The organism is Paenibacillus sp. GCM10027626 (assembly GCF_042676285.1).
Taxonomy (GTDB): Bacteria; Bacillota; Bacilli; order Paenibacillales; family Paenibacillaceae; genus Paenibacillus_Z.
Map to the genome: position 1 here is coordinate 239336 of NZ_JBHTHC010000012.1, position 18480 is coordinate 257815.

An 18480-nucleotide genomic window follows, 5' to 3' on the forward strand; every position below is an offset into this window, starting at 1 on the left:
GTTGCAATACAAACAATACTTAACCGCCGTTAAAATCTGTTATATAATCAAATGGAAGGGAATTAAGGATGTTAATAGAAAAGTTTGCGATGATACTTTCAAATTCCAGCCAAAAACAAGAGCTCTAGAGTAATGAGAGGAGAAAAAATGTGAACAGAAAGATGAAAAAGGGAATCTGTATGATGCTGATGGCTGTAATTATGATGACCGCAGCCGTACCTCTTGCCGGTGCCAAACCGTCGGCGCTTAGTCTGCTAAAGGTATGCAAAGTCACAGTCGACAAACAAGTGTTATTTTTGAGAGAAGATGACTCCTCTAGACAAGCAACCATTACTTTGGCATGCGATCAATCCAAAGTAAAATACTCAGATATAGCAATCGTCTCATTTGATGGCAATCAGGTGACAGCAAAGGCTGATTCCGATGGAAGGGTTATTACTGTGACAGCCCAAAATGGCGGAGCAGGCTACATTCTGTTAAGTCATCAAAACTATGTCAAGCTCAAAATAAGATTCCGCGTGTTTGGTACGTTCGATCAAGAAAGGCCTGAGCAGCGTGTAAAGCCTGAAATGTCAAACAAAGACAAAGTTTTTATTGCAGAGTACCGACCCTTCTTCAATCAATTGAAGGATGCGGATCAGTACAAGAAAAAATCCTTCGATACATTTAACAATATGGATCTTGTGGTCAGTAGGGACAACATGAAACAAGTTTCCGCTGTCATTAAAAATACGATCCTTCCAGCGCAGACTCAGTATTTGTATAAAATAAAGCAAGTGAAACCGAAATCGCCAGAGCTTCTTTTAGCCCGTAATTATTATTTACAGTCTGCCCAGAACAGGTATGACGGACTGAAATTAATGGTTCAAGCCTTTGCAGGCAAAGAACTTAATATGAAGCTCTCCAATCAAGCAAGTGAAAAAGTGCTGCTAGGGAACCAGTATGAGAATAAGGCTGTTGAGGCTATCTACAAGGTTGGTGCCAAATTCGCCTTAATGATTGAAGAATACTAATAAAGCCGCAACAATGCGGCTGTGCCGTACTTTGGCAACGGCCAGCCGCTGCGGGTGCAGATCATTAATAAACGCTGTGGTCTTCATTTCTAGGGCGGAACTGAAACTATGCCCAACTCAAACACTGATCTACGCACTGCTATCAGCGCTACTTCGCTTGAAGCACTTCCAATGCCTTCTTCATTTGAGGATCCTCCGCTTTATATTTCTCCAGCAAACGCCTGCTGATCTCGTAGGCGGTCCGGTCATTCAGTTCGCCAGTCTCCGGAATGCCTTGCTGCCGCTGAAAGAGCTGCACGGTCTCCCGCATTTCTTTGCTGTAAATCCCTATGGCCGGTCCTGTCGAATAGCCAAGCGCCTGCAGCAGATTTTGCGCCGCCTCAACCCGCTGGCCGTAGTCGCCTTCCTGCAGCTTCTTCCCGGCAGCTATTGGCGACAGCTGGGTGTAGTCCGGCGGGGCCACCGCAATTGTCGGTTCGATCCCTTTCTTGTGGATCCACTGGCCGTCCGGCGACCGCCACTGCGCTTCCGTCAGCTTCAGTACCGAGCCGTCCGGCAATTGCCGGAACTGCTGCACAATTCCTTTGCCGAAGGTGCGCTCTCCGATTACCTCTGCACCGGCTGTCTCTTTAAGCGCTGCTGTCAACACTTCGGCGGAGCTCGCCGTATGGCTGTCGACAAGTATGGCCAGCGGCAGCTTCCACGCTTCTGCCTGCTCAGATGTATGGGTCACAATTCGTCGCTCATCCTTATTAACCACTTGCACGATGGTTTTCCCTTTGGGCACAAACGTATTGGCAATATGGATGGTAGGCTCCAGCAGCCCGCCCGGATTGCTGCGCAAATCGAGCAATAAGCGCTGCATGCCCTTTTCCTTGAGCGCGGCAATCGCCTGATCGAACTCTTCGCCCGTCTTGTCGGCAAAGCGGGAAATCACAATCATTCCAATATGGTCGCCTTTCATCTCGTAGGAGAGCGTATGTACAGGGACCGTGCCGCGCTCAACGGTTACTGCAAGCGGTTCTGCCACCTTTTCCCGATCAATGATCAGCGTTACCTTAGTCCCTTCCTTGCCCTTCACCAGCTTCAGCAGCTGGTCGAAAGCCATTCCCTTGACGCTCTTGTTATCGACCGCCCGCACAATATCCCCATGCTGCAGCCCCGCTTTTTCGGCCGGCGACCCAAGAGTTGCGTTTTCGATAATATAGTCCCCATCCTGCTGCCGAATCTCTACCCCGATCCCGACAAAATGATCCTCATACGACTTCATATAGTCTTCGCCCTTTTCACCCGTCAAATAAACGGAGTAAGGATCGCCAAGCGAAGCCACCATTCCTTCGGCAGCCCCATTAATAAGCGCATGAGACTCGGCGCCTTCCAAATAGTCGTCCATTATTTTATCATACGTATACGATAAATTGCGGAAGCTTGTACTCTCCAGTATCGGATATTGATAGAAGACCAGCCATCGTCCAATGATGATGCCGATTGCGCAAGCAACGACGAGCGCAAGCGCCAGCAGCATCCGTTTGCGCTGCCGCGCAGCCTCTGCCCCATAAATATTCATTCTAACCTCTCCGTTCCCTCACATCCTGCTTGTTACACTTTATCTCATTTGCAGGACATGCCGCAAGTTTCCGGCTCTCATTCATGAAAATGTCACGTTTTGCTGCATCGTTGATCATCCCATAATGGAAAAAATCATTCATAATATAATTATCTTCAACTAATCAGTAAAGGAGGAAATATCGTTATGAAACCATCAGCCCTTCGTCGCTCATTTCTTTGGTTTATCCCCCTCGCCTTGCTTGTATTGACCGTAGATTCGCTCGTCATTCGTCTGCAAAGCGGGGATGAGCGGCTGCTGGCCTATGCAGTGCTATTCGACTTCACTATCGTCCTGCCCCTGCTGTACATTTTGTTTTTTGTCCGCAAAGGCACGAAGCCGCTCTGGACTGCACTTCCGCTTCCGTTTGCCGGCGCCGTGCTGGCGTGGTTGCTGCTGCCCCAGGAGCATAAGGCGCTTGCTCTGCGCGCTGAGCTGTTTTTGCTGCCGCTGGAAGCCTGCCTGCTTGTATGGGAAGGCCGCAAGCTGCTGCAGGCGAACCGTCATTACCGGCAAGCCCGCCTGACAGAAAGCGATCGTTTCGAGGCACTGCGGGCCGCTGTCAGCCAGACCGCCGGCCGCGGGAAGCTGGGGGCCATTTTGCTGCACGATCTTACCGCGCTTTGGGCACTTGCAGGCTCATGGGGAAAAAAAGCGCGCGCAGAACGCGCGCTTATTCCAGACGGGGAAAGCTTTACGTATCATCGCGAAAGCAGCCGGATCGTCTATGCCGCCTTATTTACCAAGCTGCTGCTGCTTGAAGGCGTCACCATTCATTTTCTCGTTCAGATGTGGTCTTCTGCCGCTGCCTGGATATTGACCTTACTCAATGTCTGGATGCTCTATTATATTTGGGCAGACTGCCGGCTATCCGTCATCCGGCCAATTCGTGTGACCGCGCCAACCTTGCAGCTGCGCTGCGGCCTCCAGCTGCAAGCTGACATTCCGCTAGCCAACATCGCCAAAGTAGAGCGGGCCGCATCATTTGAAATATCGGAGGAAGAACGCAAAACAGCCGCCACGATGCTTGGCAGCGCCAATATTAAAATAACTTTGCATCAGCCGCAGCCGGTCGCCAGCCTGCTCTTTATGCCGCTGCAAACAGCCGTCATCTACCTGCCGCTCGACCAGCCTGAAAAGTTTGTGCATGCATTGGAGGCACATATGAATGGATGCGTTGAGGACAGCCTATAAAGGCGGTAAAGTCAATTCATGCTTGTTCCGCTTGCCTTTTTCCGCTACAATCAATGGAAGCCTACATGAAGGAGCGGAATGAACCAGATGTACAAATTAATTGCCATCGACATCGATGACACCTTACTAACCGACGACTTGACCGTAACCGAAGGTACGAAAGCCGCCCTCGCCGCGGCTGCCGAGCAGGGCGTATTCGTGACGCTGGCGACCGGAAGAATGTTCCCGTCAGCCAAAAAAATCGCCGCCCAGATCGAGCTGAACGTACCGATTATTACGTATCAGGGATCGCTGGTCAAAACATTATTTGACGAGCAAGTGTTGTATGAGCGCAGTGTGCCTGAGGATGCTGCCCGTGAGCTGTATCAGTTCTGTCAGGATAATGGGCTGCACCTGCAGTTGTATATTGAAGACCAATTATATGTAGAGGAAGATAACGATAAAATTAAAGGCTATTCAGCCTTATCGAAAATTCCTTACATCGTTGAGCCAGATTTTGACCGTCTCATCGGCCAGCCTTCTACCAAAATGCTGATCATCGATGATCCCGATAAATTGGATCGGATTGCCGAACAGCTGGCTCCTGTAATCGGCGATCGCGTTCACATTACAAAATCAAAGCCGCACTATCTTGAGTTTATGCACAAAGAAGGCACAAAAGGACACGCCATTCAATTTATGGCCTCGCATATCGGCTGCACGATGGATCAGGTTATTGCCATCGGCGACTCCTGGAACGATCATGAAATGATCGAAGTAGCCGGGCTGGGCGTAGCAATGGACAATGCTCTTCCCAAGTTAAAGGACATTGCCAACTATGTAACCCGCTCGAACAATGATGAGGGCGTTCGTCATGTGATTGAGAAGTTTGTGTTGAATAGGTAGAATTGCAAAAAGCTTGCGTCCAAGGGACCTCCCCTTATACGCAAGCTTAGTTAATTTATCTGTAGATGTCTTATCGCTCCTTCTCCAAGCTTCTACGCTTCCTGCGGATGTCTTTTCCGCAATTCTTCCACCCCGTCAGCGCGTCCAGTTGCTTCCAGCCTTGCCGCACTGAAGCCGGAAGTTACTCCTATGAAGGTTAAATTTGCCCAGCTTATTAAAAGTACATAATTGAGCACTATCGCGAGCAGATTGAGATCAAGCAGTTGGCACACCTTATTCACCCTTCGCCAAACTACACGATCGCCATCTTCCGCGAAGTAATCGGCTCTTCGCCGATCAACTATATTCACCAGCTGCGCATTATGGAGGCCTGTAGCCTGCTCATTAATTCCGATATGACCGTTGCTGAAATTTCCAATCATCTTGGCTACTATGACACCTCCTATTTTTTTCGTATTTTCAAAAAGTACACGTCAATGTCGCCAACGGAATTTATGGCCCGCGGCTATAATATCAATGTTTCGCAGCTGTTTCTGTAAATTGCTCATCTTGGTGCTGTAAAAAGTACTGAAACAATTAACGTATCCCGTCGCCATTTAGTCTATTTGTCTATTCCAGCTTCTTTCTATTCTCTGCTGCCATCCGGTTGATTCGCTCCACATCGCGCATAATTTTCTCTCGTTTCTCTTTTGATGAGGGGAAGGCATTTTCTCCTAAACGAAATTTACCGCGTATTACCTTTGAATTTTTAGATTTCAATGCTACCTACTCCTTAACGGTAATAGAAGCATTATTGACAACTATATGAAAATTAAACAAGAGAAACGGTTCCACTCTTTAAAAGACGGGGGCTTTTCTCGGGGTAATACTTAGAATTTATCTGCTAAAAGTTTATAAATTCTGTATCACCGAAAAGGGAGCCCAGTGGGCTCCCTTTCTTGTATGTTGCTCTATTGTGCTTTTCCTGCAAGGGCGACGAGTTTCTTAAAGCTCTCTTCCTGCCTCGAAAGCAGCTTATCCATATTTTCACGCAATTCCTTAGTACGAACGTTGTTGATTTTCAAGACAGCCCATGTTTGCGCACTTTCCTCTTGAATTCTATTAATATCATTCGTGATGGCCAGCAAGCGTTCATGGCTGGCCTTTAAACTATGTGATCGTCTAGTTTGCCGCATTTTGCTGTCCCTCCTTGATTAGCAGTCCTCGTTCATCCAAGTTTATGCAAATTCCCTTAATATAACGATACATCTCTTTCATCTCTATTATATCATCCATATGTTGATTTGTAGAGTCATAGTGAAAATTATATATGAACGTCCTACCAGAGGGAAGGTCGATCCAATAACTTGCGACTGTTCTTCCCTCTCTATCGCTGGTGGCATATTCAATTGTTCCTTCCCCGTGAAACAACTTCACCGAAGAATAGTGCGCATAGACTGGATCGTTAACATTTATAATTCTTGGCGTTTCTGTAGTTCCCTGCTCACAAAGACGGACCAAGTTTGGCTCTACAAGTTCAAACAAAGAAAAATCAGTAACGACTCTTAGGTCGAAAGTGCTGAATAGGGAATCACTGGATCGAAGTCGATAAACCGTACTTATCGCAGAATTAAATCCATCCTCGTTTATCTTTGCTAAACGTTCCAGTTCCGCTATTTTCTGATTCAACAAAGCTTCTGTTGCTTGACTCTGCTTTAAACCATTGTCCTTTTCATCTAAGCTTTTTTTGAGTTGTTCTACTGTTTCCTTCCATTGCCGGTGAATCTCTTTATGTTCAGCAATCACTGAATCTAAGCCATTTTCTTTATATAATAGTTTTACCCAGTCAACGACAGTTTCGAAAGTATGCTTATGTTCCTTAAAGTAAGGTAAAAACATGAAATACTCTTGGGAACGAAACAACCTGTAAGCATTGGAGTTAAAATAAGGATCGTCAAGTGTTAGCATGCGACTTAGGTTAGCATACAACGACATAATGAGAGAAAGACCGATCAAACTGTAGGATATGAGAACTGGCCAGAAAGTAAGTTGAAAGTCGAAGATAGACGGCAGACCAACAATCCCTCCCAGTCCCACATATGTCAGCCACGTTTGCCACTGGTTTGAAAAGATAACAAGGAACTTGTTCACCCGATCTTGTGACATTTTCTGATAGCTTGTCCCAAGTAATGAACGCAGTAACCATATTCCAACCCAACCAGCTGCTTCTCTGTAATGCTTACGGCCTTCTAGAAGTATAGGATCAAAGTTCCTTTGTATTGCTCCGATCCAGCTAATCAGATCAGGACGATTACCATTTTGCTCTTCGGGCAAGGCAATACCTCCCTTGAAGTAAATTCTGTCTCTTCTCGGGGCTCTACGGATTAAGCGACAAAATAATATCATATCTCGTATTTTCGTTTGCTTTCACTTCAATTTAACCGAATCACTGGCCCCCTTAACTGTAGTACTGCTTGCCAACCAGCACAAAAAAGGCTGACCGCGCATTCACTCCCTCTACCCGGAAATGAATGCCGCAGACAGCCTTTTTTGGAAGCCCGGCTGTTATGCTCTACAGCCCCGCCAGCACCTGATACCAAATCCCTTTTGCGCTATACAGCTGCTCCCTTACAAAATCCCAGCCGCCTAAATATTCGATATCGAACAGCCCTGGCGGGGTAACATACTTGTCGCCTGTCTCGGCCGCAACTTCAGCAAGGACTGGACGAAAGCCGTAATCGGTGAAAATGCGCTGTGCATCCGGTCCGTGCAAATAGTCGAGGAACGCCTCAGCTACCTTGCGCGTACCGTGCTTGTTGACATTGGCATCGACAATGGCAGCCGGATTTTCAATCAGGATCGTCGTCTCAGGAATAACAATTTCATACGGAACGCCCTGTTTGATCCGTGCCAGCAGTTCATTCTCATAGGTAACGATCACATCCCCCACCCCGTATTCAAAAGCCGCCATCGATGCTCTGCCGCTCTTGTCGAGCGACTCCACCCGCTCGTGCACACGCTGCAAAAAAGCTTTGGCATAATCCGGATCTGCCTTGCCGGTCTCCGCTTCCGACTTTTTCAAGCCCGCGCCATAGATCGCATTAATATCCCATTGCGCGCCGCCCGACGTTTTCGGGTTCGGATACAAAACCTTAACGTCATCGCGCGTCAAATCCTCCCAGCCGCGAATCTGTTTCGGATTGCCCTCGCGCGTGCCGAGTACAACGATCGAACGGGTGATCATGCCTGCATCAGGGGCTTCATTCCACGAATGTGAAATGAACCCTGCTTTCTTGATTTTGTCGATATCGCCCGCCATGGCGAGGACCGCCACATCCGCCTCGAAACCGCCTGCGATCGCTCGCGCTTGTGTACCGGATGCTTCGTACGATTCCTGAAAGACCACCGTCTGGCCGGTCTGCTCCTTCCAGAATGCCTGAAATTTGGGCAGCAGCTCTGCAAAAGCATCCTTCACGACCGAGTAAGCGCCAATGACCAGCGTCACTTCATTTGCATTAGCGCCGGCAGGTTTGCCATCAGCTCCGGCACCTGCTGCGCCGTCCCGCTCCCCGCCATTGCTGCAGGCGGCCGCCGCCGCCAACGCGGTGAGCAGCAGCGTTATCGCCAGTAGACGGACGAACCGTCCGGGGGCTCTACGCTTTCTATACACCCGGGCGTGTCTTATGTTCATGATGCACACAACACTTTCTATCCAAGATAATAATAGCAGAACCTGATCTGGCCAGCTCCGATACGTCCTGTTCTTCCAGATCAGCATCCTGTGCTAAATATGAATCGGCATCGGATCTTCCTTCAGCCTGTTCTCCATAATCCAGTTGTCGTTGTCATTGAACAAATAAGCCCGGTGGATTAGCACGAAAATGTCCTGGCCCGGCTGCAGTACTTCTTTTTCCAGCGAACGGTAGGTGATTAGCTTGATCCCGTCCACTTCAACCTCCACCATCCACTCGCTGCCGCGAAAATGCAGATGCCTTACCGTGCCCTGCGCCGTCGCGGAAGGAATGCGGAACTCATGCCGCCGGCCGATTTCGATATATTCCGGACGGATCAGCGCCTGCGTTCCGGGCCAGGCCGCCGCTTCCTCGAAGCCTTTCAGCTGATCGACCTGTTCAACAATCGTCGATTCCCCAATAAAGCTGGCGACGAACTGCGTTTGCGGATGCTTGTAAATATCCCACGGAGAACCTTTTTGCTCCAGCCGGCCTTTATTAATAATCATAATTTCATCGGCAACCTCAATCGCCTCATCCTGGTCATGCGTGACGAAAATGGACGTAATCCCGACGCGTTCGATCAGTTCCTTCAGCCATGACCGCAGCTCGCCGCGGATTTTGGCATCGATGGCGGCAAACGGCTCATCAAGCAGCAGCAGCTGCGGCTCCGGAGCAAGCGCGCGGGCGAAGGCAACGCGCTGGCGCTGACCGCCGGACAATTGATGTGGATAGCGGTGCTCGAAGCCTTTTAGCCCGGTCAATTCAATCAGCGCCATGACGCGTTCGCGAATTTTATCCTTCGGCTGCTTTTTCACTTTCAGGCCAAAAGCGACATTATCATAGACGGTCATATGCTTGAACAAGGCGTAATTTTGAAAAACAAAGCCAATGCCCCGCTCCTGGGGCGGCAACTCGTTGACCCGTTTGCCATGGAACATAATATCGCCGGAGGACGGCGTTTCCAGTCCTGCCAGCATGCGCAAAATCGACGTTTTGCCGCCGCCGCTCGGGCCGAGCAGCCCGATCAGCTTGCCGCGCTCAATGTCGAAGCTAACATCGCGAACCGCGTGAAAATCACCAAATTGCTTATTTAAACCGCGTACCTCGATATGCATCGCCTAGTGCACTCCCTTTCGCTTTTTGGCCCATTCCATCATCAGCAGCAGACCCACAGAAAACGCAGCGAGCACTAACGCTACGCCGTTGGCCGCAGTCACGTTGAAGTTTTCCACATCTTGATAAACGAGCGTTGTCGCCGTTTGCGTTTTATTCATAATATTGCCGGATACGACCAGCACCGCGCCAAATTCGCCGAGCGACCGCGCAACAGTCAGCACGACCCCGTAAATAACACCCCAGCGAATCGACGGCCAGGTCACGCGCCAAAATGTATACCAGGAATAGGCTCCCAAGGTGGAGGCCGCTTCCTCCTGCTGCGAGCCGATCTCCTGCAGAATCGGCATCACTTCCCGCACCATCAGCGGAAAAGTAACAAACAATGTCGCAATGACCATGCCCGGCAGCGCATAAACCACCTTAAACCCAATATCTTCAAAAAACGTTCCCATCACTGAGTTAGGCCCCAGCAGCAGCACGATCATCAAGCCGCCGATGACCGGCGAAACAGCGAAAGGCAAATCCACGACACTGTTGAGCAACTGCTTGATCCGCCGTCCCAGCCAAGTGGCGCGCACTAGGTATAAAGCAAGCATGACGCCAAATACAGTATTTATGACGGTAACAATAACAACGATCAACCCGGTCATCATTAAAGCATGCAGCGACTGCTTGCGCCCCAGCGCATCGACAAAACCGCTCCAGCCCTCTTCCCAGGCCCCGGTAAAGATTTTTACGAGCGGCACAACGAGCAGCAGTAAAAACACCAGATAGGTGAGCGTAATCCACAGTTTTTTCATTTGCCATGCCTCCTCGCCTGCACGAGGTTAATCGCCCACAAAATCACAAACGAAAGCGTCAGCAGCATGACAGATACGGCCGCGGCCCCTTGCGGGTTGTCACTTTCAATCTCGCCAAAAATATACACCGAAGCGATCAGCGTCTTGCCCGGGATATTGCCGGCGACCAATACGACAGCGCCAAACTCGGCCAGCGCTCTTGAAAATGCCAGCATGGCGCCGCTGACGATTCCCGGCAGCATCGAGGGAAAGATAACCCTCAAAAACGTTCGCGCCTTCGAAGCGCCCATCGTATAAGCCGCTTCCTCTTCCGACTTGTCAAGCTCTTCAAGCAAAGGCTGCACAGCGCGAATGACGAAAGGAAACGTAACAAAAACCATGGCAATGACAATCGCCGGCTCGTGAAACACGATCTCGAAGCCGAGCTGCTGCGCCAGCCCGCCGGCAAAGCTATTAGGCCCCAGCAGCAATAAAATCATTAACCCGCCAACCGCAGTCGGCAAAGCAAAAGGCAAATCTACCAGGCTGTTAAGCAGCCTTCTTCCAGGGAACCGGTAGCGGTTCAGCACCCAGCCAATCATCGTGCCCAGCAGCACATTGATAATCGTCGCAATGACTGACAGCTTGAGCGTCAAGAGAACGGCCTTCCATGCCAGCGGATCGCTGACGCTTTCCCAAAAAGCTCCCCCGCCCCGTTCGAACGACTGCGTGTAGATGCCTATTATAGGCAGCACGATTAGGAGTATGAAATATAACATGACCGTGGTGCGAAAGCCAAAACTCCACCAGCGGTTGCGAAACATGGCGTTCAACCGTTAACCCCCCGACCTTACTGAATGGCGTCGTTCACACTTGTACCAATTCCTATAAACTTACTTGGTATTAATAATATCCGAAACTGGCAGGTTTCGTCAATCGAAAAAATCAATAAAATTAATGAATCCGATAGCGTTTCCTTATTCACATCTAACAGACAAAGCAAACAACCGCCGGACACCCTTGTCCGGCGGTCTGACGGCTCTCGTATTCACTCACCCTCGATATAATAGCGCGCTTCCCCGATCGTTATAACAGCCTGTCCCTGAGTCAGGTCTGTAACCCAAGCGGCAAACCGCTCCGCTTCAGGCGCCTCCGGCAAACATTCAATCACGACACGATCCGTAAAATCAGTCTGGCCGATCCGGACGCCGCGGGCATGAAATTCATTTTCCAGCTTGCCGTACCATGTATAGTCCACATCGACAATAACTTGGCGATGCAGCACATTGGTAATCGCCTCCGCCGCTTCGATCGCCGCGACCGCTCCATCCGTATAAGCCCGGATCAGTCCGCCTGCTCCCAGCATAATGCCGCCAAAATAACGGGTCACGACGATGACGACATTTTTCAATTGCTGATGCTTGATAACTTCCAGGATCGGCTTGCCCGCCGTGCCGCTCGGCTCGCCATCGTCCGACTGCTTCTGGCACTCGTCGCGCTCGCCCACGACATAAGCCGAACAATTGTGGGTCGCATTCCAGTGCAGCTTCTTGATCTCCTCAATGAAGGCAATTGCTTCAGCCTCCGATTCGACCGGCTTGCCATAACCGATAAACCGGGATTTTTTGATGACAATTTCCTTGCTCGCCTGCTGACGCAGCGTTTTGAATTGATTTAACATTTGTAAACACCGTCCATTCCTTCATTCATCTCCTTAAGCGAATATGTTAGAATGGGGCAAGCACCTGCATTTGCTAAAGGCATCACCTAAACTAACATTGGAGATGATCAAATGACGAAAATCGGATTCATTGGCCTTGGCACAATGGGAGAGCCGATGGCAGCCAATTTGCTGCGCAAAGGCTTTGAGGTCACTGTCTATAATCGTACGCCCAGCAAAGCTGACGCCCTCGTTCAACTCGGCGCCGTCATTGCCCCTTCAGTCGCCGAGGTTGCCCGCAGCGCTAATTTTATCATCACAATGATCAGTAATGATCAGGCAATTCGCGAAATTTATTACGGCGATGAAGGCCTGCTGGAAGCTTTGTCGGCCGGGGCCATTATCGCCGACAGCAGTACAATCTCGCCCGACCTGGCCCGCCAGCTGGCAATCGACGCCGCGGATAAATCCGCCTATTTCCTCGATGCTCCCGTTACAGGCAGCAAGCCGGCAGCCGAGAGCGGCACCCTGGTCTTCATGGTAGGCGGCGATTCTGACGTCCTGAAGCAAGTTGAAGCCCCGCTGCTTGCTATGGGACGAAAAATTATTCATATGGGGCCAAATGGCAGCGGCGCTACCGCCAAGCTTGCTCACAATACGATTGTCGGCATTAATACAGCCGCTCTTATTGAAGGCTTATCCATCGCTTCCAGCGGCGGAATTGACGCCGCAGCTTTTCTTGAGCTCGTCAACTCGGGCGGAGCTGCCAGCAAAATGGCTGAGCTTAAGGCGCCAAAGCTGCTGGAGCGCGATTTCAGCGTGCAATTTTCACTTGAACTGATGCTGAAGGACCTGCGTTTGTCCTCCCATCTCTCCGATCAATTAGGGACTCCCGCTCCACTGCTCGGAGCAGCCAAAAGCTTGTTCCAAGCAGCCGATGCCAAAGGCTTCGGCCCGCTCGACCTGTCCGCATTAGCGCACTGCTATGAAGAGTGGATTGGAAAACGTCTGGCCCCTGGCAAGCAGACAGACGATAAATGACATAGAAAGAGGCTGCTTCCGCTAGCATCTATATTAGACGCTGATGAAGCAGCCTCTTTCTTTTTCACAGCTTTTTACAGCAACGCTTTGACTTTGCTTACTACATTGTCCACTGTAAAACCGTATTCCTGAATGACGCGGTCGCCTTTAGCCGAAGCCCCGAAAGTGCTAATGCCAAGAATAGCCCCTTTATCTCCTACGTAACGCTCCCAGCCGAATGGCGAAGCCATTTCGACTGCAAGCCGGGCAGCCACATCCGGCAGCAATACCGAATCTTTATAAGCCTGCGGCTGCTCATCGAACAGCTCCCAGCTCGGCATGCTGATGACTCGCACTTGAATGCCCTCTGCAGCCAATGCCTTCTGAGCCGCAATTGCCAGCTGAACCTCAGAGCCTGTGGCAATAATTTGCGCCTGCGGCTTGCCGTCAGCCGCATCGGACAGCACATAGGCGCCTTTCTTGATGCTTTCGCGCGCCGCGGCATTCGTTCCTTCCAAAACCGGCAGGTTCTGCCGCGTCAGCACGAGCGCTACCGGCTTGCTCTTGTTTTCTACTGCATATGCCCATGCAGCCGAAGTCTCATTGCCATCGGCAGGACGAATGACGGTAACATCAGGTATGATGCGCAGCGAAGCCAGCTGTTCAATTGGCTCATGCGTCGGGCCGTCCTCGCCTACAGCGATGCTGTCATGCGTCAGCACATAAACGACAGGCTGCTTCATCAAAGCGGACAATCGGACTGCAGGACGCAGATAGTCTGTAAAGACGAAAAATGTCGCGCCATAAATCCGCAAGCCGCCATGCAGGCTAATCCCGTTCAGCGCCGCAGCCATGGCAAATTCGCGTACCCCGAAGTAAATATTGCGGCCTTCATAGCTGCCCGGCTTGAAGACCGGCAACCCTTTCAGATGTGTCATCGTCGAGCTTTCCAGGTCAGCCGACCCGCCAAGCAAGTTCGGTACACGCTTAGCAAGACCGTTCAGCGCATTGCCGGAAGCGACACGGGTCGACACCGGCTTGTCCTCCGGCGAATAGGACGGCAAATCTTCATCCCAGCCCGCAGGAAGCTCGCCGCTCGCAGCCGCTTCGAATTGCGCGGCCAGTTCCGGATAAGCGGCCTTATAAGAAGCGAACATCTTGTCCCACTCTCCATTGGCCTGCTCGCCTCTTGCCTTCACTTCGGCAAAATGGGCGCGCACTTCCGCCGGAACAAAGAAATCCTCTTCATGCTGCCATTCATAGAATTGCTTGGTCAGCTTCGTTTCCTCGGCGCCAAGCGGCGAGCCGTGCGTACCTGCGCTGCCGCCCTTGCCGCCTTTGTTCGGGCTTCCGTAGCCGATCATCGTCTTCACTTCGATCAGCGACGGCTTACCGCTCTCTGCTTGCGCAGCAGCAATTGCTGCAGCAAGAGCGTTCAAATCATTGCCGTCCTCTACACGAATCACTTGCCAGCCGTAAGCTTCATAGCGGGCTTGTACATTTTCAGAGAAAGCAAGGCTCAATTCGCCATCCAGCGAAATATCATTGGAATCGTAAAGCACGATAAGCTTGCCCAATTTCAGATGCGCTGCCAGCGAAGCCGCTTCGCTCGCTACACCCTCCATCATATCGCCATCGCCGCAAATCGAATAAGTATAGTGGTCGATCACATTCATACCGTCTTTATTATAGGTCGCGCCAAGCTGCGCTTCCGCCATCGCCATGCCGACAGCCATTGCAAGACCTTGTCCAAGCGGTCCGGTAGTGGCATCAACGCCTGCAGTATGCCCAAACTCCGGATGTCCCGGTGTTTTGGAGCCCCATTGACGGAAATTTTTCAGTTCCTCGATCGGCAAATCATAACCGGACAGATGCAGCAGGCTGTACAGCAGCATAGAACCGTGTCCGGCCGACAACACAAAGCGATCGCGATTAATCCAGGACGGATTAGCCGGATTGTGCTTCATATTTTTGGCGAACAGCTGATATCCCATTGGAGCCGCGCCCATAGGCATTCCGGGATGCCCTGAATTTGCTTTCTCGATTGCATCGATCGCGAGCGTGCGGATCGTATCGATCGATAGCTGATCGATCGTTTTTTGATTAGCTGTCATTGCGAGAAAATCCTCCTATTCCTTGCTCCGAATTGTATGCCTTCCACACTGCTGCAAGCGCAGGAAATCACGCGCAGACTTTGCCATATTGTATCATTTGCAATGCGGCATTTCCACATGCAGCAAAACTAATTGAATACGACCGTTTTATTATGATGCACCAAAATCCGGTCCTCTAAATGCCATTTGACCGCTCTCGCCAGCACAACGCGTTCAATTGTACGGCCAATTCGTTTGAGATCGTCTACATTATCGCGGTGGCTGACGCGTTGAACGTCCTGCTCAATAATCGGGCCGCCATCCAGTTCCTCAGTCACATAGTGGGCAGTCGCGCCGATAATCTTCACACCGCGCTGATAGGCCTGCGCATACGGCTTGCCTCCCACAAATGCCGGCAGGAAAGAATGGTGAATGTTAATAATCCGATTCGGAAATTGCTCGATAAATTTCGGGGTAATGATTTGCATATAACGCGCAAGCACGATCAAATCCGCTTTATCGGATACAATCTCCAGCTGCTTCTTCTCGGCTTCTTCCTTCGTTGCAGCCGTAACCGGAATGTGATGATAAGGAATACCGAACGATTCGACCAGATTGCGCATATCCGGGTGATTGCTCACCACCATCGCAATTTCCGCATCCAAATCGCCCGCCTGCCACTGCCACAGCAGCTCCAGCAAGCAATGATCTTCCTTCGACACAAAGATCGCCAGCCGTTTTTTGCGGCTCGCACGGAACATATGCCATTTCATCGAGAAGCGGTCCGCTACCCGGGCAAAATCCTCCTGCAGCACCGGCAGCTCCTTCTCCAAATCCTGCAAATCAAATTCAAAGCGTATAAAAAACATTCCGCCAACCGGATCCATCGTATATTGGTCGGATTGTACAATGTTGGCGCCATGCTCATACAAAAAATGCGAAACAGCCGCTACGATACCCGGGCGGTCCGGACATGAAATTAAAATTCGGACACGATTATTTTTTTCGGGCTTCTGTGGGATCTGTTCAGAGTGATACATCGTAGACATTAATGATTTCTTCCTTCCATCGGTAATCAAATAGTAACTGCTGCAATGCCTGCCGCACTAGGCATTCACCAGCAGCGTCTTGCCGGCAAACCAGCCAGTAATTCGCTGATTGATTGCTTCCTCGGACTGATCCTGCAAAATTCGATGTTCCTGCACCAATTCGTACAGACGATCCATCGGCTCGCGCGGGTCGGCTTTTTTCGCTTTGGCATCGTTTTTCAGCACATCCCAAGTCGAGAGCACATAGCTGCGATGATCGATTTCCTGCTTGTCAAAAAAGTGATGAAGCCGCTCCAGATCTTCAAAATATTGTTCTCCAAACCGGTCCATTGCGTTGCCGCGAAGCAATGCGATCTCGGCTTCATACATCGGACGCTGAGTTTTGCTGTCCAGTCCGACCCATGGCGTTTCCAATATAAATGGACGCCCCTCAAGCAGCTCATGATGCACAATGTTATGAATGGCCTCAAAGCCAAGCCAGCCGGCGCCGACTGGAGCATGCCGGTCTTTGCCTGCGCCGCGCGGATTTTTGCTATCATTAACATGGACAACCGCCACACGGTCAAGCCCGACAATATGGTCAAATTGCTGGAGCACGCCATCTAGATCGCCAATAAGATCATAGCCGGCATCATGCATATGGCAAGTATCCATGCACACTGTGAGCCGCTCATTGTCGCGAACCTTATCGATAATCGCCGCAATCTCTTCAAAGCTGCGGCCAATTTCGGTCCCTTTGCCAGCCATCGTCTCCAGCGCAATATTGACGTTGGAGTCCTTGGTCCCCTCAAGCACTTCATTGAGCCCTTCCGCGATGCGGGCGATGCCGTATTCAGCGTCCTTATCCGTGTACGCGCCCGGATGAAGCACGATGTTTTGCACACCGATCCGGCTTGTCCGGCGGATTTCCTCCTGCAAAAACCGTACAGCAAGCTTAAATGTATCTTCCTTATAAGAACCCAGATTAATAATATAAGGCGCGTGTACCACGATTTCGCCAATGCCCGCCTCGTTCATCGCCGCTTTGCCTTCATCAATGTATAAGTCCTCGATTGGCTTGCGCCGCGTATTTTGCGGTGCGCCTGTATAAATCATAAACGTGCTCGAACCATAAGAAACAGCTTCCTTCGTTGCCGTCAGCAATCCTTTATCCGAGAAAGAAACATGGGACCCAATCTTCAACATTTCGTTTTCGCCCCTCTCATTTAGTAGACACTTGTTCCTCTTATTTTACAGGGATTATGGAAAGAAATCTAGGTATATTAGGCTTCCAGCTTTGGAGCAGGCGGTTGCAGCGCGAATCGCGGTAGCTTATAATGGTATCAAATTTCAAACTATTATTCGGTTACTAATCTTAATGAGGTGACATAAAGGTATGGGTACGCCCGACTGGTTTATGTATTTCATCGTCTTCTGGGCGATCGTCCTGCTCGTCTTTATGGCAATTGGCGGCTTTTTTATGTTCCGCAAATTTTTGAAAGTACTGCCCAAAAAAGACGGTAAATCAAAGCTCGATTGGCAAAACTATTGGGTGGAGCGCAGCCGCGGCATGTGGCCGGAAGAGACGAAAGACTTTCTGGAGCAGCTCGTCTCGCCGGTGCCAAGCGCTTTCCGCGACATTGCCAGACATTCTATCGCCGCCAAAATTGCTGAAGTCGCCATCGAGAGCGGAGCTGCCGAGGTTAACCGCGATCATTGTATCGAGGGCTACATAAGAGCAACGCCCAAGCGCGACTACCGCAGTCTTGTTTCTTTTCTTAAAAAGCAAGGCATCGACTATGCCCCTTATGAGCATTTGCTGAATAAGTAAGTTTTTTCGTAGTTTGGCGCCACAAAGTTCGCAAGCAATCGAGCAGACTCAGCCCCGCGGCCTGGGCGGACCTGCGGAGGCCGCAGAAGCGGGCGACTGTGAGCCATGTGGACATAGGATCCGTTATTTGTCGAAACCCGGCTCATTCGGAGGTTTCGCGGACACACGATCCGTTATTTGCCGATTTTGCTGGGGTTTAGCGGTGATTTGAGGCATATAACGGAACCACGGTCCGCGAGCAAGCCGTTTGAGCTGTTTTGTTCACAGATAACGGATCTACGGTCCGGGCAAACTGTCCAAACAATCTCCGCGCTGCCTGCCACCGTCCGACGAACGGAGAAGCAAGCTCAAATGTTGCAGGTTGTGCAACAAGTCCTCGGTATGCAGCAGTTTCGCGGCGAATTATTGTACTAAATGTAGGCCTGTTGATTAGCCAAAAAAAGGTATGCAATAAATGGTAAAAAACTAATAAAAAAGACCGTCCAGTCGATGTAATGTTTGTCCCCACAAACTAATCGAAACGAGGCGGTCTCATGAAAAAG

General features: G+C 50.4%; 18 protein-coding genes. 6 read left to right on the top strand and 12 right to left on the bottom strand.

Going from position 1 to position 18480, the window contains the following annotated elements:
- Nucleotides 1-149 precede the first annotated feature (149 nt).
- Nucleotides 150-1013 carry a hypothetical protein gene (locus ACFQ0N_RS22885; RefSeq protein ID WP_379330576.1) on the top strand — a complete coding sequence of 288 codons (864 nt, stop codon included), beginning with the start codon at nucleotides 150-152 and terminating at the stop codon, nucleotides 1011-1013.
- A gap of 148 nt (nucleotides 1014-1161) precedes the next feature.
- Here ACFQ0N_RS22885 and ACFQ0N_RS22890 read toward each other — a convergent pair whose 3' ends face one another.
- Nucleotides 1162-2580, bottom strand: a complete 1419-nt coding sequence (locus ACFQ0N_RS22890) for a S41 family peptidase (protein WP_379330578.1) — start codon at nucleotides 2578-2580, stop codon at nucleotides 1162-1164.
- A 186-nt stretch (nucleotides 2581-2766) separates the two neighbouring features.
- On the opposite strand from ACFQ0N_RS22890, the gene ACFQ0N_RS22895 reads away from it, so the two are divergent.
- The 3 genes from ACFQ0N_RS22895 (at nucleotide 2767) to ACFQ0N_RS22905 (ending at nucleotide 5237) form a co-directional block, all read left to right on the top strand.
- Nucleotides 2767-3813, top strand: coding sequence for a hypothetical protein (locus ACFQ0N_RS22895; RefSeq protein ID WP_379330580.1), 1047 nt, complete (start codon nucleotides 2767-2769; stop codon nucleotides 3811-3813).
- Between the two features lie 87 nt (nucleotides 3814-3900).
- Nucleotides 3901-4698: a Cof-type HAD-IIB family hydrolase gene (locus ACFQ0N_RS22900; RefSeq protein WP_379330582.1), complete on the top strand. Its 798-nt coding sequence runs from the start codon at nucleotides 3901-3903 to the stop codon at nucleotides 4696-4698.
- A gap of 263 nt (nucleotides 4699-4961) precedes the next feature.
- Nucleotides 4962-5237, top strand: a complete 276-nt coding sequence (locus ACFQ0N_RS22905) for a helix-turn-helix domain-containing protein (protein WP_379330584.1) — start codon at nucleotides 4962-4964, stop codon at nucleotides 5235-5237.
- Between the two features lie 70 nt (nucleotides 5238-5307).
- On the opposite strand, the gene ACFQ0N_RS22910 is transcribed toward ACFQ0N_RS22905, so the two are convergent.
- The 8 genes from ACFQ0N_RS22910 to ACFQ0N_RS22945 form a co-directional block, all read right to left on the bottom strand.
- Nucleotides 5308-5457 (bottom strand): hypothetical protein, encoded by a 150-nt coding sequence (locus ACFQ0N_RS22910; RefSeq protein ID WP_379330586.1) that lies wholly within the window; start codon nucleotides 5455-5457, stop codon nucleotides 5308-5310.
- A gap of 191 nt (nucleotides 5458-5648) precedes the next feature.
- Nucleotides 5649-5873 (bottom strand): hypothetical protein, encoded by a 225-nt coding sequence (locus tag ACFQ0N_RS22915; RefSeq protein WP_379330588.1) that lies wholly within the window; start codon nucleotides 5871-5873, stop codon nucleotides 5649-5651.
- Entirely contained in the window at nucleotides 5860-7011 is a 1152-nt protein-coding gene (locus tag ACFQ0N_RS22920) for a hypothetical protein (RefSeq protein WP_379330590.1), read from the bottom strand. Before ACFQ0N_RS22920 ends, ACFQ0N_RS22915 begins: the two co-directional genes overlap by 14 nt.
- Before the next feature lie 238 nt (nucleotides 7012-7249).
- Nucleotides 7250-8368 carry a sulfate ABC transporter substrate-binding protein gene (locus ACFQ0N_RS22925; RefSeq protein WP_379330592.1) on the bottom strand — a complete coding sequence of 373 codons (1119 nt, stop codon included), beginning with the start codon at nucleotides 8366-8368 and terminating at the stop codon, nucleotides 7250-7252.
- 93 nt (nucleotides 8369-8461) lie between these two features.
- Entirely contained in the window at nucleotides 8462-9526 is a 1065-nt protein-coding gene (locus ACFQ0N_RS22930) for a sulfate/molybdate ABC transporter ATP-binding protein (RefSeq protein WP_379330594.1), read from the bottom strand.
- A gap of 3 nt (nucleotides 9527-9529) precedes the next feature.
- On the bottom strand, nucleotides 9530-10327 hold the full coding sequence (locus ACFQ0N_RS22935; RefSeq protein WP_379330596.1) for a sulfate ABC transporter permease subunit: 798 nt from the start codon (nucleotides 10325-10327) through the stop codon (nucleotides 9530-9532).
- Nucleotides 10324-11130 carry a sulfate ABC transporter permease subunit CysT gene (cysT, locus tag ACFQ0N_RS22940; RefSeq protein WP_379330621.1) on the bottom strand — a complete coding sequence of 269 codons (807 nt, stop codon included), beginning with the start codon at nucleotides 11128-11130 and terminating at the stop codon, nucleotides 10324-10326. The genes ACFQ0N_RS22935 and cysT overlap by 4 nt, the downstream gene beginning before the upstream one ends.
- A 224-nt stretch (nucleotides 11131-11354) precedes the next feature.
- Nucleotides 11355-11987, bottom strand: coding sequence for a YigZ family protein (locus ACFQ0N_RS22945; RefSeq protein ID WP_379330598.1), 633 nt, complete (start codon nucleotides 11985-11987; stop codon nucleotides 11355-11357).
- A 111-nt stretch (nucleotides 11988-12098) separates the two neighbouring features.
- Here ACFQ0N_RS22945 and ACFQ0N_RS22950 point away from each other — a divergent pair, with 111 nt between their 5' ends.
- Nucleotides 12099-13007 carry an NAD(P)-dependent oxidoreductase gene (locus ACFQ0N_RS22950; protein ID WP_379330600.1) on the top strand — a complete coding sequence of 303 codons (909 nt, stop codon included), beginning with the start codon at nucleotides 12099-12101 and terminating at the stop codon, nucleotides 13005-13007.
- Nucleotides 13008-13081: 74 nt separating this feature from the next.
- On the opposite strand, the gene tkt is transcribed toward ACFQ0N_RS22950, so the two are convergent.
- The 3 genes from tkt to ACFQ0N_RS22965 form a co-directional block, all read right to left on the bottom strand.
- Nucleotides 13082-15100: a transketolase gene (tkt, locus tag ACFQ0N_RS22955; RefSeq protein ID WP_379330603.1), complete on the bottom strand. Its 2019-nt coding sequence runs from the start codon at nucleotides 15098-15100 to the stop codon at nucleotides 13082-13084.
- A 128-nt stretch (nucleotides 15101-15228) separates the two neighbouring features.
- Nucleotides 15229-16128 carry a formyltetrahydrofolate deformylase gene (gene purU, locus ACFQ0N_RS22960; RefSeq protein WP_379330605.1) on the bottom strand — a complete coding sequence of 300 codons (900 nt, stop codon included), beginning with the start codon at nucleotides 16126-16128 and terminating at the stop codon, nucleotides 15229-15231.
- Between the two features lie 57 nt (nucleotides 16129-16185).
- Nucleotides 16186-17313, bottom strand: a complete 1128-nt coding sequence (locus ACFQ0N_RS22965) for a deoxyribonuclease IV (protein ID WP_379330607.1) — start codon at nucleotides 17311-17313, stop codon at nucleotides 16186-16188.
- Nucleotides 17314-17503: 190 nt separating this feature from the next.
- Between ACFQ0N_RS22965 and ACFQ0N_RS22970 the strand changes: the two genes are divergently transcribed.
- Complete coding sequence (locus ACFQ0N_RS22970) at nucleotides 17504-17938, top strand: DUF2621 domain-containing protein (RefSeq protein WP_379330609.1); 435 nt, start codon at nucleotides 17504-17506, stop codon at nucleotides 17936-17938.
- The last annotated feature ends 542 nt before the right edge of the window (nucleotides 17939-18480 follow it).

Bases quoted from the DNA above. Each gene is read 5' to 3' on its own strand.
- ACFQ0N_RS22895 (WP_379330580.1), top strand. From the start codon at position 2,767: ATGAAACCATCAGCCCTTCGTCGCTCATTTCTTTGGTTTATCCCCCTC.
- purU (WP_379330605.1), bottom strand. From the start codon at position 16,128: ATGTCTACGATGTATCACTCTGAACAGATCCCACAGAAGCCCGAAAAA.
- ACFQ0N_RS22890 (WP_379330578.1), bottom strand. From the start codon at position 2,580: ATGAATATTTATGGGGCAGAGGCTGCGCGGCAGCGCAAACGGATGCTG.
- cysT (WP_379330621.1), bottom strand. From the start codon at position 11,130: ATGTTTCGCAACCGCTGGTGGAGTTTTGGCTTTCGCACCACGGTCATG.
- ACFQ0N_RS22965 (WP_379330607.1), bottom strand. From the start codon at position 17,313: ATGTTGAAGATTGGGTCCCATGTTTCTTTCTCGGATAAAGGATTGCTG.
- ACFQ0N_RS22945 (WP_379330598.1), bottom strand. From the start codon at position 11,987: ATGTTAAATCAATTCAAAACGCTGCGTCAGCAGGCGAGCAAGGAAATT.
- ACFQ0N_RS22950 (WP_379330600.1), top strand. From the start codon at position 12,099: ATGACGAAAATCGGATTCATTGGCCTTGGCACAATGGGAGAGCCGATG.
- tkt (WP_379330603.1), bottom strand. From the start codon at position 15,100: ATGACAGCTAATCAAAAAACGATCGATCAGCTATCGATCGATACGATC.
- ACFQ0N_RS22930 (WP_379330594.1), bottom strand. From the start codon at position 9,526: ATGCATATCGAGGTACGCGGTTTAAATAAGCAATTTGGTGATTTTCAC.
- ACFQ0N_RS22900 (WP_379330582.1), top strand. From the start codon at position 3,901: ATGTACAAATTAATTGCCATCGACATCGATGACACCTTACTAACCGAC.
- ACFQ0N_RS22925 (WP_379330592.1), bottom strand. From the start codon at position 8,368: ATGAACATAAGACACGCCCGGGTGTATAGAAAGCGTAGAGCCCCCGGA.
- ACFQ0N_RS22935 (WP_379330596.1), bottom strand. From the start codon at position 10,327: ATGAAAAAACTGTGGATTACGCTCACCTATCTGGTGTTTTTACTGCTG.
- ACFQ0N_RS22915 (WP_379330588.1), bottom strand. From the start codon at position 5,873: ATGCGGCAAACTAGACGATCACATAGTTTAAAGGCCAGCCATGAACGC.
- ACFQ0N_RS22970 (WP_379330609.1), top strand. From the start codon at position 17,504: ATGGGTACGCCCGACTGGTTTATGTATTTCATCGTCTTCTGGGCGATC.